Below are 14,297 nucleotides of genomic sequence, written 5' to 3'. Positions count from 1 at the left end.
AACTACATTTTGCTCAAGTCGCTTTTATCAATCCTTGCCATTATTATTAGCGGCAAGAAGATTAGTATGTAAAAGCATAAAATGTTTATGATATTTTGTATTTAGTCATTATAACATTGATTATGTGTATTGACCATTTGTCATAAAACAAAACATAAAAACATTCAAAAATAAGAATAACATTTTCAGCCCAGTTATACTAGAGAATCTTTTAATACTTTTAGTTCTCGTTCATTAATTAAAACATCTCTAGGCTTACTTCCTTTTGCTTCAGAAATGATTCCTTGTTGCTCCATCATCAAAATTAATCTTGCAGCACGATTATAACCAATTCTAAATTGTCTTTGAAGCAGAGAAGTTGAGGCACTTCCTTGATTGACAACGAAATCACATGATTCGAAAAACAGTTCATCTTCATCCTCTTGTACTTGCGCTCTTTTCAATAATTCTTCCTGCTCAAACATATAGTTAGGTTTTCCTTGAGTTCGTACAAATTCAACTATACGATCAATTTCATGGTCTGAAACAAAAGTGCCTTGAAGTCTAACTGGCTTGGATGAACCACTTCCTAAAAATAACATGTCACCTCTACCGAGCAGTTTTTCTGCTCCGCTTATATCAATAATTGTACGAGAATCCACTTGAGATGAAACGGAAAAAGCAATTCTCGTTGGTACGTTTGCTTTAATTAAACCAGTGATGACATCAACAGAAGGTCGCTGTGTAGCAATAATTAAATGAATTCCACATGCTCTAGCCTTTTGAGCTATACGGCAGATGGATTCCTCAACATCTGTGGGTGCCATCATCATTAAGTCGGCTAGCTCGTCAATCACAACAACGATATACGGCAGCTTATCGCTATAATGCCCCCTTTCCATAGCCACCTCGTTAAAACGGCTAATGTCCCGAACACTTGCATGAGAAAACAATTCATACCGACGTTCCATCTCGTCTACTGCCCATTTTAAAGCCGCTGTTGCTGCTTTCACATCCGTTATTACTGGACTAACGAGATGCGGAATATGGTTGTATGGTGCGAGTTCAACCATTTTAGGATCAATAAGCAATAGCTTAAGCTCCTCTGGCTTTGCTTTATAAAGTAAGCTGATCAAAATAGAATTAATGCAAACACTTTTACCGGACCCTGTAGCGCCAGCAATCAATCCATGGGGCATTCTTCTTAAATCAGTTACAACAGGAGCACCAGATATATCGAGGCCGAGAACAGCAGTAAGAGGTGATTCGTTTTGTTCAAATCCCTTACTTGCAATAATTTCACTAATTTGTACTGGTCGACTTTCTTGATTTGGAATTTCAATGCCTATTGAGCGTTTCCCTGGAATCGGAGCTTCAATCCGTATATCTTTTGCCGCCATACTTAATTTGATATCGTCGCTAAGATTTGTGATCTTACTTACTTTCACTCCCCGCTCAGGCTGAACTTCAAACCTTGTGACAGCTGGTCCTTGACTTACATGAACAACATGAGCATTTACATTAAAATTTGCAAGTGTTTCGTTCAGCAACTCCTTTTGCTCATCCAGCCATTGTCTGTTTTCCGACTTTATGATAGGTGGCTGCAACAGACTTATTGCAGGAAAATGGTATGATCCTGTTTCCGTATTTGATTCCTGAATTGCCGAAGCCGTTTCAGATCTCGCCATCTGAATTGGTTCTGGCATCTCTTCCCTCTTATTTAACTCTAGTTGTTTTTGTTGCCATTTTTCTTTATCTTTTTTTAGCATTAAAACATTAAAAGGCAAATGTGATCTTTGACGTGGAGCTTCACTCTCTAATATGTGTTCTTCGCTATTTTCGGGTTCCTTTTCATCTTCTTGCTGTTCAATTACTAAATGAACGGGTTCGCTATCTACCGCAGAAACCTCATAATTATTACCTACGTCGCTGCATGCATTATCTTCAACTATTGTTATATCTTCTATTGTTGTGTCTTCTATTGTTGCGTCTTCTTTTTTTATATCTTCTATCGTTATATCCTCTAGTATTGTGTCTTCGGAGTTATCTAAAACATCATCATTTAATTTTGTATCATTATTCTCCTCTTGAATTTCCAAAAATGAATCATTCAGTTCATATTCAAATTCCTTTTTTCCAGGTCGTTCAAATCCATATATTGGCGACGGAATCTCTGTCGCACGAAAAGGTTGATTATTAATGGGTTCAATTTTTTTGCTTTCGACCTTTTTTTGTTTTGCTTTTTGTTGGTTCGCCTTATCCTTTTCAACATTTTGAGGATTTTGCTTTGTTCTTCTAACATGTAGTTCTGATATATTTGTGCGATTTTTGGTAATTCTATCTTCATTCGTTCGCATAGACTTATTTTCATTTCTTCGCGGAGGATCTTCAATTAATGGAAAGCGAAATGGACCTTTTGGGTATTGATACTTCATTCGAGTATCCATTTCTGTATGTTGGAAAACATGGTTAGATTTAGGTATATATTCTTCTTCAGACTCTTCCATAGTTATTTTTGCTAGTATTTTTTTCAACCAGGACATCTTATCCCTCTATTCTTTCAATTCTGTCTAAATACGGTCTTTTTACCAGATACCGTCATAGCTGCCATTTATTCATTATAACAAAAAATGAGGATAAAAATTGAAGCAAATGGAACATTATAAAAGAATCACGATAAAAAGGAGGAGAATGAATGAAATTTGCAAAATCTATTGCTTGTGTAGGTTTGGTTTCCGTCATGCTGATGGGTGGATGCGGAACTAACAATAAAAATAATGACCAAATTGCAGATAATAACGGAAATACTCCACTTGGAGTTCGCTATAACCCTAACGTTGATACGAACAGAAATTGGACAAATGATAATCGAAATGTAACAACACGAGATGGCATGGGTGTAAATAATCCAAATGGATTCAATGTTAATAACACTAGAAATGGTGTAAATAATGATCGTGATTTCAATGACAATAATCGAATCGACGTAGCAGATAATATTGCGGATGAGATTACAAAGCTAAAAGAGGTTGATACTGCAAATGTGCTTGTTACTAGGCGAAATGCTTATGTAGCAGTAAAGTTAAGCAATAAAGGAAATAATGAAATGAGTAGTACTGTTCAAAGAAAAATCGCTAAACAAGTTAGAGATGTCGATAATAATATCGATAACGTCTATATTTCCGAAAACCCAGATTTCTTCAATCGTATGACTGGCTATCGAAATGATATAAACGCTGGACGTCCAGTAAGTGGTTTCTTTAACGAATTTAGCGATACTGTTAGAAGAGTGTTTCCGAACGCACGTTAAGTTCAAAACGGAAGCGTCTGTTCATCGACCTACAAATTTCAGGGCCTTTGACTTAGATAAAGGAAACACGATGGGTCCACAGGGCGAATCGATGTTGGGTAGGGAGAATGGCAAGAAATTTGCTAGAGGCGCTGAAGCTGGACGTAGTGCATGCCCTTTTGCTAATTGCGAAGGGCATGTTTTCTTTCACCAAAATATCCCAATAATAGCAAGTGCCCCTAAAATTAATCCTCCGATGGTTCCAATTGTCCCCGAATCAAGGAGTGGTCTTTTTGTAAAAAATTTAATATCCTCTATTTCTGATTCCAATTTTTTAACTGTTTCTTTTAATTCAGCAATCTCCGTCATTAGTCGGTCTTGATCACTCATTTTTTGGCCTCCCCTCGATTAATCTTTTCATACATATACGTCTTAATGCCATTTTAGTTTCATATTATCTTTTCTATATTATTGAATCCATTGGAAGGTTTAAAGTCAATAAGAAATGGGATTAGGAAAAGGTGTACAATATATTAGAGTATTTTTCATACAGAAGGGTTTGAACATATATGTTAACTTTAATTAAAAACGGAGAAGTCTTTACTCCCGATTATATTGGAAAAAAGGACATTTTACTTGTCGATCAAAAGATTGGGTATATTCAAGACTCAATCGATGTTCCTAACAGCTTTGTTCAAATTAATGTTGTGGATGCAACAGATAAAATGGTTGTTCCCGGTTTCATAGATGCTCATGTTCATATTACTGGAGGGGGCGGCGAGGGCAGTTATCGAACAAGGACTCCCGAACTTCAATTGACGGAGGCAACACTCGCTGGTGTAACAACGATTATCGGCGTAATTGGAACCGATGGAACGACAAGATCGATGTCTAATTTAATAGCGAAAGCACGAGGATTAGAAGAAGAAGGAATTACTTGCTATGTTCAAACAGGTTCCTACCAAGTTCCTGTTAAAACATTAATGGATAAAATTGAAGATGATATTATCCTCATTGATAAAATTATCGGTGTCGGTGAAATTGCGATTTCTGATCATCGTTCCTCGCAACCAACTGCAGAGGAATTAGCAAAAATCGCATCTGCCGCTAGAATTGGAGGCATGTTGTCTGGCAAAGCAGGAGTCGTAAATGTTCATGTAGGCGATAGTTATGAACATGTTCGATTAATTGAAGAGGTCGTGAAAACAACTGAGATTCCGATTCAGCAATTTTACCCCACCCATATGAATCGCAACCCGCATTTATTTGAAGCGGCGATTGAATATGCCCGGAACGGCGGCTATATTGATTTTACGACGAGTTCAATACCAAATTCAAAAGATGACTGGAACATAAAATGTAGTAAAGCTTTAAAAAGATTGCTAGACGAAGAGATTGATATTGAACAAATTACCTTCACATCCGATGCTCAAGGAAGTCTACCGAAATTTGATGAGCAGGGGAATTTTATAGGGCTAGGAATTGGAAAGGTTTCGTCCCTTTTTGCCGAAGTGCGGGATGCAATTTTAACTGAAGGAATTTCTCCTGAAGTAGCTTTCAAAGTGATTACTCAAAGTCCAGCCTCCATTTTAAAGTTAGATCAAAAAGGAAGGATTATGAAAGGCAAGGATGCTGATTTAGTTATATTAAATAAAAAAGATTTGACGATTGATACGGTGTTTGCTATGGGGAAGATTATGGTTGAAAATGGTGAGGCCGTTGTGAAAGGGACATTTGAATAATATTTAAAAAAAGCCGATTCGTGAATCGGCTTTTTACTATAATTATTTTCTTACAAACTCCAAAATAGAATCAATCACTTCGTTCTCCCAGTGATAGGAATTAAATGTGTGATCTCCATTCTCAATAGTATGTAGCGTTGCTTGATCACCGTAACAATGTTCAATATATAATTTAGACACTTCATATGGGACGACATCGTCTTTGGTTCCATGGATAAGTAAAACTTTTCCTTTATATTTCGCTGCGCGCGACCATACATTTAAGGTTTTTAAATCTTCACCAAATTCTTTGCCAACAAGGTTTCCTCCGTGATCGTATGCGTTGTGGCTGGCAATATAAGGAACTGTCGCCTCCATCGGTTCTACAATTTGATCCATTGTTCCTGCTGGAGCAAGTAAAACTAATTTCTCAAGCTGGTTATTCAATTCTCCTGCTAGTAAACTAGCAACGAGCCCTCCCATGCTGAGACCCAATAATATTATTCGATTTTCGTCAATCTTAGGATGGGATTTTACATACTCAAATATTGTGCCCGCTTCTTCAAATTCCTTTGATACGGTCATGTCCTGGAAATCTCCATCACTCTCACCGCTGCCAAGGAAATCAAAACGAAAACTGGCAAAACCTTGTTTTTCCAACGTTCTTGAAATTTTTAAAAATAAGCGATGGGGCTCGAGCTTATTTCCTGTAAATCCATGGAATAAAATGACTGCAGGTAGCGTTTCTCCCGATGGAATATGCTCCATTCCACGAAGAGTAAGTCCGTTATGAGAAATTGAGACCGCCTTTTGCAAATAAGACACCCTTTCTGTTTTATCTTTAATAATATTATTTTAGCACTTATATCTCATAACAACGAGTGCTAAAGATGGTATATAATGGGATTACCTTTGAAAAAGGAGGCGCTGAAAAATGATCACATTAAAACAGTTTCAATTTGTTCGTACTTATACGATAAGAGCACTAAATCAAACAAAATTGGATAAGTGGGATTTTATTCCGAATGGTTTTTCCAATTCGATCCGCTGGAATGTTGGGCATATATTTATTACAGCAGAAATATTATTGAACAAAGCAGAACAACAGTATGATATAAAAAATCGCAAATGGGTAACATTTTTTGCCCCTGGAACTCAGCCAACTGATTGGACGGAAACCCCTCCTTCTACAGAAGAATTAATAGAGGCTTTAAAAATGCAGAGTCGTTATATTGATACTTTTTTTGCAGGAAAAATAAATAATAAAGCGTCTGAATCGTTTATAATTGCAAATCATGAGATGGACACTGTCGATGCTTTTCTTCAATTCGTCATATTTCACGAAGGCCTCCATGCAGGAATCTTTAAATCAATTCATAATGCTTTAAGTTAGCATCGAAATCCCCCCGCCACGTTTGGAGGGCACTGAAAAAGTCCTTAACGGGGATGTTGATTTGCGCTACAGGCGGACGCTTTCCGCGGGGCGTGTCTTGAGCCGCTTCGTCGCTACGCTCCTGCAGGGTCTCAAGCTGCACGTTCATCCCGCAGGAGTCGCCGCCTTCCGCTCCAATCAACTGTATTAAAAATTTTGTTAATAGTTTTAACCAAATACAAAATCAAGGGGCATAAATTCCTTATACGTAAGGGATTTATGCCTTTTTTTCTGTATAATTATAGTATCAATTTCAAACGGGTGGTTACTATGATACAAAATCAACAATCCATGATTTTCAGTACTTATATGGGTATTTATGATTTAGTTGTTCCAGAGGATAATCTTTTACGTAAACTTAACAATCTGGTTGATTTCTCTTTTGTTTATGATGAACTTAAGGATAAATATTGTCATGATAATGGTCGAAACGCTATCGACCCTATTCGCATGTTCAAATATTTATTGTTAAAAACTATTTATGACCTATCTGATGTTGATGTAGTCGATCGGTCGAAATACGATATGTCATTTAAGTATTTTCTTCACATGGCTCCGGAGGAGCCGGTAATCGAGCCAAGTTCTTTAACCAAGTTTCGAAAACTTCGTTTAAAAGATGTAAACCTGTTAGACATGCTAGTTAATAAGACCGTTGAAATTGCCATCGAAAAGGAAATTATCAAAAGTAAATCCATTATCGTAGATGCCACCCATACAAAAGCTCGATACAATCAGAAGTTACCTAGGGAAATCCTGATTGAGTGTTCTAAAAAACTTAGAAAAGCAGTTTATAAGATTGATGAAAACATGAAAAGTAAATTTCCTACTAAAAATAAAACAGATGTCCTTGAGAATGAAATTGATTATTGCCAAAAACTTATTGAAGTGATTGAAAAGGAAGACACCCTTACCCAGTATCCAAAAGTGAAAGAACAATTAAATCTTCTAAAAAAAACGGTTTACGATGACATTGAACATTTACAAATTTCAGAAGACCAAGATGCCAAAGTCGGACATAAAACAGCTGATTCTTCTTTCTTCGGATACAAAACTCATATTGCCATGAGTGAAGAACGGATTATCACGGCCGCCATAGTAACTTCTGGTGAAAAGAACGACGGTAAACAATTAGAAGGTCTAATTGAAAAAAGTATTAAAGCGGGCATTAAAGTTGAGAATGTCATTGGTGATACAGCCTATTCTGAAAAGGGAAATATCGAGTACACTAAGAAGAATGAAATAAAATTAGTAGCCAAATTAAATCCCATCATTACTCAAGGAAATCGAAAAAATGAAGATGATTTTGAATTCAATAAGGATGCAGGAATGTATGTTTGTAAGGCTGGTCATATGGCAATTCGTAAAGCACGCGGGGTAAGAACAAATGAAGGTAATAAAAATACACGTTACATATATTTTTTGATATTGAAAAATGTAAAAGTTGCCCTTTTAAAGATGGATGCTATAAAGAAGGGGCCAAAAGTAAAACGTATTCCGTTACGATTAAATCGGATGAACATCAAGTACAGGCCCAATTTCAAGAAAGTGAGTATTTTAAAGAAAAATCTAAAGAACGTTATAAAATAGAGGCTAAAAATAGCGAATTAAAACACAGACACGGGTACAATGTTGCAAAATCCTCGGGTCTAATTGGCATGGAATTACAAGGTGCCATGGCCATATTTACAGTTAATCTGAAAAGAATATTGAAACTGATGAATTAAAATGAGAAAAATATTCCATCTCAATCAAAAATACGACCCAAAATTCAACTTCTTGGAATTTTAAGGTCGTATTTTTTTAATATTTTATTTTGTCTCCCAAAAAATCGAAGATTTTCAGTGCCCTCCACGTTTGCGGGAGGGGATTTCGATGTTTTTAAATCAACGGCCTTTTTTAAAATAATGCCTAACTTTCTCTAGTTCCTGCTCATACGGAATTCGCTTCTCAATCAAATTAAGTTCTAATTCCTGGAGTATTTCGAACTGCCAGTCTTGCATCGATTCTGGATTCCATTTTTCTTTGAATAAATTGTATAAAAACAGCTCCCTCATTTGTAAAAGAATCAAAAGCTGTTCGTACATCTCTTTGGAAAGTTGTCGCTCAGAAAGATACCCTTCTAATAAATGAGTAAGAAAATAATTAGGGAAATCCTCCCACTCAGAATGAAAAGAAGTTCCTGTCCATATAGCATGATAGATGGACACTGCTAAATCTTGGGCAAAAAATTGATAGGTACAATCATCAAAGTCAAAAAGAACAATCTCACCATTCACAATGTGGAGATTACCTTGGTGAAGGTCATTATGAACAAGTCCAAAATAATTAAGCGTCTTTGAAAATTTATTAATCTGCGTATGTAATTGTTCGTAACAATCTTTCAGCCAATTTCTTTAGAATGGAAATTGGCCAAACCTTCTGGCCGATCTAGAGAAGGCGAAGAAATATTGTGTAAAGATCCAATCGTCCTACCCACCGATAAAAAAATGCACTATTCCATTCAGTACTTTCCAAAACATTTACCGGCTGGCCATAAGTATGTTGGAAAAAAGTAAGCAAATACCTTTCTTGATCTGGTGATTTCAATTACTTTTTCCAATTCATTAAACCGAACAGGTGCTGCAAGACGTATCCCTTTGTCTTGCAAGTAATCCAACCATTTAATTTCTGCTTCAACCCATTCTTTTTTTTATCGCTTAACCGCGCAACATATTGATTCTCATCTACTTTAAATGTTGCAACGATATTTTGAAATCCTTTTGATTCTAGTCTAAACTCCCGTATATCTCTATCTAATACTCTATTAAGCAAGTCACTTATTTTATCATTCACTTCAAAATCCCTCTTTAAAAAAATGCCGACGGATACTTTAGTTCCCCTTTAATAAGATCAAGTTCCCCCGCTCTTAATTCACAAACCATAAAAACATCGTCCGGTACGTCAAACTGAAGTAATTCCAACCCAAATGGACGAGCAGGCTTAAATCCAAATTTCGGATAATAGGAAGGATGGCCAATTAATAATACAAGTCCATAGTTCAGTTCCTTCACCCTTTTTAATCCTTCACGAATCAATCCACTTCCAACGCCTTTTTTCTGAAAACTCGGTTTAACTGCAACTGGCGCAAGCACAATTACCTCGAAAAACTCCTCGTCCTTTACAACATTTGCTTTACTTAGCAAAATATGGCCAACCATTTCTCCATTTATTTCAGCTACGATGGAAAGCTCTGGAATAAAACGAGAAGATTCTCGAATCTTCTCTACTAATTTAGCTTCGTCGTCTCGACTCCCAAAAGCCTCATAATTTAAATCATAAACTGCTTTATAATCATTTATTGTTTCAGTCCTGATGCTCATTTAATACTAAACCTCGCATAGCTTCCTTCATAATTTCTTCGTTTACCCCATGCCAACCATCATAATATTCCGATACCTCACTTGGAGCAATGAATATCCTTTTAGAAGATTCATATTCTCCTGCAAATGGATGGAGCTTTTGAATATCCATTCGATAAAAAACTTGATAGCCCACTAGTGGATAAGGACTGCTTTCATTCCAATTAATATTTTCTTGATGATTCACTTCAACATACCCTAAAAGGCGACAATCGCCTTCCACATACCCTTCCTCCATAGCCTCACGTTTAAAACATTCTTCGGGCGTTTCCTCTATTTCAATATGTCCTCCCGGAAAATCCCAACCTCTATCATTTAAATCGATCATTAATAATTGGTTTTAAAAAAAACAAAAACCATGCACACTCGTAATTATGTTGCGTTCAGGAAGAATTGAGCTAGAAATCCAAGTTAATTTGACTCTCCTATTCCAGTCTACATATGTAAAATACATCTTTTCACCTCATCACTGGGATCATAATCGTGAATTCAGGATCCGTCGAATAAGGATTTTGAGTCATCGGATATTTTTCGAAGTGGGTTAAGTGCCCCACATTATTTTCCATCAATCCTTCCTTTCGAATCCAATTGTACATATTATCATAAGACTGCTCAATATTTTGTCCCTTTCGATGTTGACAAGTTGCATAAGTTAAAGTTGGAACCGATATGCTGATCATGCCTAAAGGAACTTCTTCTACACTCTCCACTTCTACAACAGCATAATGGGTAAAGCCATTGCCGCCGAACGTTGCATGATAAGAAAGACCGAGCAAAATATCAGGATTCACGATATTAGAAATTTCTTCTAACCTATTTTTCAACTTTATTTGAATTTTGCGAATTGCCCCCTCTCCCGCTTCAGCAAATGTTCCTTCCCATTTTAAACCAATTGCTTGAAATGCTTCTTTAGTCGTTAAAAGGGCATCATTTTGTTGATCAACGGTCATTTTCCTCTCTCCTCGTTCGGTTATTTTTTTTCCATGATTACGAGTAAAAAAGTTGCAACTGGTCCGAGTATTATGGAAAGTAAAAACCAATTTAATCCACTTCTATTTTTCGCTTGGGCTAATCCGGCATTTATTAATGTTAATGTTCCCCAACCAACAAAAAATCCGTTATCCCCCATAATAAATTCTCCTTTCAAAACTTTGTTCATTGTATTAAAAATATTTAGTTAATATAATTATAATTGATCTTTGCAAAGTTTAGCTAACGTTTTTTTATTAAGGAGGAAACATGGACATACCTTCAAAAGTTTTAAGCATACTTGAAAAAGAAATCAAAAAAGAAAAAATTGGCTCTTGTCTAATTCATCATAGAGGAAAAGCTATTTTCCAATATTATAAAAATCGAAAAATGGATAATAAATTACATAAGATAAATTCCGTAACAAAGAGCATTGTTTCGATTTTGATTGGGATTGCAATTGATGAAGGGTTAATTAAAAACGTTCAAACGCCTATTGTTACTTATTTCCCAAATCTAGAAGAGACTAAGAAACTAATTACAATCGAACATTTGCTGACGATGACACCCGGATTCAAATGGGAAGAATTCGGCGATTGGGGCGGACGACCTTTCCCGATGATTAATAGTCATAATTGGGTTCAATTTGTACTGGACAAAGAATTGACCACCGCTCCCGGTGAAAAAATGGCCTATAACTCTGGCTGCTCTCACCTATTAAGTGCAATTATCCAAAAAGTATCTGGTACGACTTTAGAAAAATATGCATTCGAAAAACTTTTTAAACCGTTGGCAATTAATGAATATCGCCTGCATCAAGATTCGAAAGGGATTGGAATCGGCGGCTTTGGTTTGTCATTAAAATCTGAGGATTTATTAAAAATTGGCCTCTTAATGTTACAAAAAGGGATTTGGGAGAATAAACAAATCGTTTCTAAGGAATGGGTCGAAGCATCTACTTCAAAAAAATATGAGGGGTATGATTGGATTGGCTCGTACGCCTACCATTGGTGGGTACTAGAGGATGAGCGACTTAGTTTTCCCACCTATTTCGCAATGGGATATGGAGGGAATTATATCATTATTAATCCTGCCTTTGAATTTGTTATGGTATTTACTAGCGAATTATACAACCATACATTGCTTCCAATGGACTTATTTAAAAAATATATAATTAAATATTTCTTAGATTGAGAGGACCATGTAACTTTTCTAAAGCAAAAGGGTATAAAATCCTTTTGATTTCATACCCTTTTTATGTTGCTTTCTACTTTTCTATCTTTATTTTACGATCAAAACCGGACATTTCGCATCTTTTGCTACTTTATGACTGACACTGCCAAGTACCATTTCTTGGAGAGTATTTAAACCGCGGCTGCCCATGACTACCATATCACATGATTGCTTATTTACGTATTCCACAATGATTGGACCAGGTTCACCATGAAGCAATGTGACTTTATGTGATACATTCGCATGGTTAAACGTTTCCTCAATTGGCAAGAGTTTTTTTCGACGTTCAAACTCCAATGTTTCAGCATCCTTGCTTTGGAGTATGTCACTTGATGCTTTTGAAAAGTCCATTACGAAGACGATTTCTACGACTGCGTCCTCTGAAACAGACGAAATTTTCACTGCTTCCTTAGCTGCCCGAATAGAATTTTCAGAACCATCTGCCGCTAATAATATTCTTTTGTACATTTTATTCTCCTGCCTTTTTATCTTATTTTCTCTTACTTAATTCTACTAAAATTTATGTATTCTGCAGTATGAGAATTATCCCAGAAAAAATGACTTAGCACAACCCAAAAAAGATGGGAACGAAATATCCTCCCATCTTTTTTCACTAGGCTCTTTTGTTCTAGAGAATATAAATCTAAATAATGAGAATTAGATTTTATCTCTAAAAATGATGTGAAATTGAAAAAAGATCTAGCTAAACCTCCTTATTTCGCACAAAAAATATTAAAACGGATACTCGCGTGTAATATCTTGAGTGGAAATCCATTGATAGGTTGTAAATTCATCGAGTGACCATCTTCCTCCAAATCTTCCGATACCTGATTGCTTTTCACCGCCGAATGCTATAAGAGGTTCGTCGTTTACACTTTGATCGTTTACATGCACCATTCCAGTTTCCATTTTCAAAGCTACTTGGACCCCTTTTTCTATGGAGCCGGCATGAACAGCACCGCTTAATCCATACTCTGTATCATTGGCAATACCAATGGCTTCTTCTTCTGTTTTAAACGGAATAACTGTTACAACTGGACCAAACATTTCATTTTTTGCAGTAGCTACATTATTTGAATCTGATGTTAGAATGGTTGGATATATGATGCTGCCTTCCACTTCACCATCGAGAACAACCTTTGCCCCTTCTTGTTTCGCTTTTTCAATCTCATTAAGTATGCGTTCAACTGCGCCTTTATTTATAAGCGGTCCTATTAAATTTTCTTTATTCGTCGGATCACCAACAGGGATTTTTTTGGCCATTTCCACAAATCTTTCTAAAAATTCATCATGGACTTTTTCATGAACAATAATACGATTAATTGCCATGCAAATTTGACCATTATGCATGAACTTCCCGAAAATGGCCGAATGAACCGCCTTATCCAAATCTGCATCTTCCAACACAATCAATGCATTATTTCCTCCTAGTTCCAATGCGACCTTTTTTATATTTTTTCCGCATAACGCACCGATATGTTTTCCAACAGGGGTAGAGCCTGTAAAAGAAATCATTTGGGGAATGGGATGATCAACAAATCCGTCTCCCACTTCTTCTATCGAAGCAATTACTACATTAAATAATCCTTTCGGTAAACCCGCGTCTTCAAATATTTTACCAATAATGGTTCCTCCCGACATTGCTGTTTGTTCATCGGGCTTGAGAACAACTCCATTCCCAGCAGCTAAAGCAGGTGCAACCGAACGCATTGAGAGATACATTGGAAAGTTAAAAGGACTAATAACACCAAGTACTCCTAATGGTTTTCTAAACAGTCGATTTTCTTTTCCAGGTACAAGCGAAGGAACCATTTCTCCGCCCATACGCATCGGATAGCTGGCTGCTTCTCGTGTTATGGAAATGCAGAAGTCTACTTCAACATTTGCTTTTACAAAAGAAGAGCCTGACTCTTGCATAAGCAGCTCAACTAGTTCACTACGTCGATTTTTCATAATTTGCACTGCTTTTTCCATGATCTCTGCTTTTTCAAATGCGTTAACTTTTTCCCACTCTTTTTGCACTTTTTTGGCTGATATATAAGCTTCATCTATATCATTTTGATCGGCCAATTGGATGTTCGTGATTACTTCCTGGTTATATGGATTAATATCTTCGTACACCATTTTACTATTTCCATCTCGCCATTCACCTGATATGAACTGTTTATTTATCTCAATGTATTTATCCATTTGCTTCCTCCTTCTATGTGTTTCTATTTATTACCTTCCTTGATAGAATCCTCATTAAACATAAAAAAACCCATCACTCCTGTTAG

Annotated in this window: 14 protein-coding genes and 2 pseudogenes; 5 read left to right on the top strand and 11 right to left on the bottom strand. The window is 36.3% G+C overall.

From position 1 onward, the window contains the following. Positions 1-194 precede the first annotated feature (194 nt). Entirely contained in the window at positions 195-2,522 is a 2,328-nt protein-coding gene (locus KHA96_RS00530; protein ID WP_213127350.1) for a DNA translocase FtsK, read from the bottom strand. Positions 2,523-2,674: 152 nt separating this feature from the next. Here KHA96_RS00530 and KHA96_RS00525 point away from each other — a divergent pair, with 152 nt between their 5' ends. Next, positions 2,675-3,289: a YhcN/YlaJ family sporulation lipoprotein gene (locus KHA96_RS00525; protein WP_213127349.1), complete on the top strand. Its 615-nt coding sequence runs from the start codon at positions 2,675-2,677 to the stop codon at positions 3,287-3,289. Between the two features lie 186 nt (positions 3,290-3,475). Here KHA96_RS00525 and KHA96_RS00520 read toward each other — a convergent pair whose 3' ends face one another. Next, positions 3,476-3,658, bottom strand: a complete 183-nt coding sequence (locus tag KHA96_RS00520) for a hypothetical protein (protein ID WP_213127348.1) — start codon at positions 3,656-3,658, stop codon at positions 3,476-3,478. A gap of 179 nt (positions 3,659-3,837) precedes the next feature. Here KHA96_RS00520 and iadA point away from each other — a divergent pair, with 179 nt between their 5' ends. Then, positions 3,838-5,010, top strand: a complete 1,173-nt coding sequence (iadA, locus tag KHA96_RS00515) for a beta-aspartyl-peptidase (RefSeq protein ID WP_213127347.1) — start codon at positions 3,838-3,840, stop codon at positions 5,008-5,010. Positions 5,011-5,052: 42 nt separating this feature from the next. Here iadA and KHA96_RS00510 read toward each other — a convergent pair whose 3' ends face one another. Next, positions 5,053-5,805, bottom strand: coding sequence for an alpha/beta hydrolase (locus tag KHA96_RS00510; protein ID WP_213127346.1), 753 nt, complete (start codon positions 5,803-5,805; stop codon positions 5,053-5,055). A 118-nt stretch (positions 5,806-5,923) separates the two neighbouring features. On the opposite strand from KHA96_RS00510, the gene KHA96_RS00505 reads away from it, so the two are divergent. Further along, positions 5,924-6,382: a DinB family protein gene (locus KHA96_RS00505; protein ID WP_213127345.1), complete on the top strand. Its 459-nt coding sequence runs from the start codon at positions 5,924-5,926 to the stop codon at positions 6,380-6,382. Between the two features lie 309 nt (positions 6,383-6,691). After that, positions 6,692-8,145, top strand: a pseudogene (locus KHA96_RS00500) (IS1182 family transposase). A 159-nt stretch (positions 8,146-8,304) separates the two neighbouring features. Here the strand turns inward: KHA96_RS00500 and KHA96_RS00495 are convergent. The 6 genes and pseudogenes from KHA96_RS00495 to KHA96_RS00470 form a co-directional block, all read right to left on the bottom strand. Beyond that, the gene (locus KHA96_RS00495) at positions 8,305-8,772 is read right to left on the bottom strand and encodes a phosphotransferase enzyme family protein (protein ID WP_349305702.1); all 468 of its coding nucleotides are present in this window, start codon (positions 8,770-8,772) and stop codon (positions 8,305-8,307) included. A 235-nt stretch (positions 8,773-9,007) separates the two neighbouring features. Next, positions 9,008-9,253: a hypothetical protein gene (locus KHA96_RS00490; RefSeq protein ID WP_213127344.1), complete on the bottom strand. Its 246-nt coding sequence runs from the start codon at positions 9,251-9,253 to the stop codon at positions 9,008-9,010. Positions 9,254-9,267: 14 nt separating this feature from the next. Next, positions 9,268-9,780 carry a GNAT family N-acetyltransferase gene (locus KHA96_RS00485; protein WP_213127343.1) on the bottom strand — a complete coding sequence of 171 codons (513 nt, stop codon included), beginning with the start codon at positions 9,778-9,780 and terminating at the stop codon, positions 9,268-9,270. After that, positions 9,764-10,273, bottom strand: a pseudogene (locus KHA96_RS00480) (NUDIX hydrolase). Before KHA96_RS00480 ends, KHA96_RS00485 begins: the two are co-directional and overlap by 17 nt. A gap of 4 nt (positions 10,274-10,277) precedes the next feature. Beyond that, positions 10,278-10,769, bottom strand: coding sequence for a GyrI-like domain-containing protein (locus tag KHA96_RS00475; protein ID WP_213127342.1), 492 nt, complete (start codon positions 10,767-10,769; stop codon positions 10,278-10,280). A gap of 20 nt (positions 10,770-10,789) precedes the next feature. Next, the gene (locus tag KHA96_RS00470) at positions 10,790-10,948 is read right to left on the bottom strand and encodes a hypothetical protein (RefSeq protein ID WP_213127341.1); all 159 of its coding nucleotides are present in this window, start codon (positions 10,946-10,948) and stop codon (positions 10,790-10,792) included. Between the two features lie 110 nt (positions 10,949-11,058). On the opposite strand from KHA96_RS00470, the gene KHA96_RS00465 reads away from it, so the two are divergent. Next, a complete protein-coding gene (locus KHA96_RS00465; RefSeq protein ID WP_213127340.1) occupies positions 11,059-11,982 on the top strand; it encodes a serine hydrolase domain-containing protein in 924 nt (307 codons plus the stop codon). Between the two features lie 87 nt (positions 11,983-12,069). Here the strand turns inward: KHA96_RS00465 and KHA96_RS00460 are convergent, their stop codons facing one another. Together KHA96_RS00460 and KHA96_RS00455 are read right to left on the bottom strand one after the other, a co-directional pair. Then, a complete protein-coding gene (locus KHA96_RS00460; protein ID WP_213127339.1) occupies positions 12,070-12,489 on the bottom strand; it encodes a universal stress protein in 420 nt (139 codons plus the stop codon). Positions 12,490-12,753: 264 nt separating this feature from the next. Further along, complete coding sequence (locus KHA96_RS00455; RefSeq protein WP_213127338.1) at positions 12,754-14,211, bottom strand: aldehyde dehydrogenase family protein; 1,458 nt, start codon at positions 14,209-14,211, stop codon at positions 12,754-12,756. Positions 14,212-14,297: the final 86 nt, after the last annotated feature.

The sequence above is a fragment of the Bacillus sp. FJAT-49711 genome, assembly GCF_018343715.1.
Lineage (GTDB): Bacteria > Bacillota > Bacilli > Bacillales > Bacillaceae_C > Lederbergia.
The sequence above is the reverse complement of the archived record's forward strand: the minus strand, read 5'-3'. Positions and strand labels throughout refer to the sequence as shown.

What these genes read in the sequence shown, in the direction of transcription:
- KHA96_RS00530 (WP_213127350.1), bottom strand. Translation starts at nt 2,522, where the DNA reads ATGTCCTGGTTGAAAAAAATACTAGCAAAAATAACTATGGAAGAGTCT.
- KHA96_RS00525 (WP_213127349.1), top strand. Translation starts at nt 2,675, where the DNA reads ATGAAATTTGCAAAATCTATTGCTTGTGTAGGTTTGGTTTCCGTCATG.
- KHA96_RS00520 (WP_213127348.1), bottom strand. Translation starts at nt 3,658, where the DNA reads ATGAGTGATCAAGACCGACTAATGACGGAGATTGCTGAATTAAAAGAA.
- iadA (WP_213127347.1), top strand. Translation starts at nt 3,838, where the DNA reads ATGTTAACTTTAATTAAAAACGGAGAAGTCTTTACTCCCGATTATATT.
- KHA96_RS00505 (WP_213127345.1), top strand. Translation starts at nt 5,924, where the DNA reads ATGATCACATTAAAACAGTTTCAATTTGTTCGTACTTATACGATAAGA.
- KHA96_RS00485 (WP_213127343.1), bottom strand. Translation starts at nt 9,780, where the DNA reads ATGAGCATCAGGACTGAAACAATAAATGATTATAAAGCAGTTTATGAT.
- KHA96_RS00475 (WP_213127342.1), bottom strand. Translation starts at nt 10,769, where the DNA reads ATGACCGTTGATCAACAAAATGATGCCCTTTTAACGACTAAAGAAGCA.
- KHA96_RS00470 (WP_213127341.1), bottom strand. Translation starts at nt 10,948, where the DNA reads ATGGGGGATAACGGATTTTTTGTTGGTTGGGGAACATTAACATTAATA.
- KHA96_RS00465 (WP_213127340.1), top strand. Translation starts at nt 11,059, where the DNA reads ATGGACATACCTTCAAAAGTTTTAAGCATACTTGAAAAAGAAATCAAA.
- KHA96_RS00460 (WP_213127339.1), bottom strand. Translation starts at nt 12,489, where the DNA reads ATGTACAAAAGAATATTATTAGCGGCAGATGGTTCTGAAAATTCTATT.
- KHA96_RS00455 (WP_213127338.1), bottom strand. Translation starts at nt 14,211, where the DNA reads ATGGATAAATACATTGAGATAAATAAACAGTTCATATCAGGTGAATGG.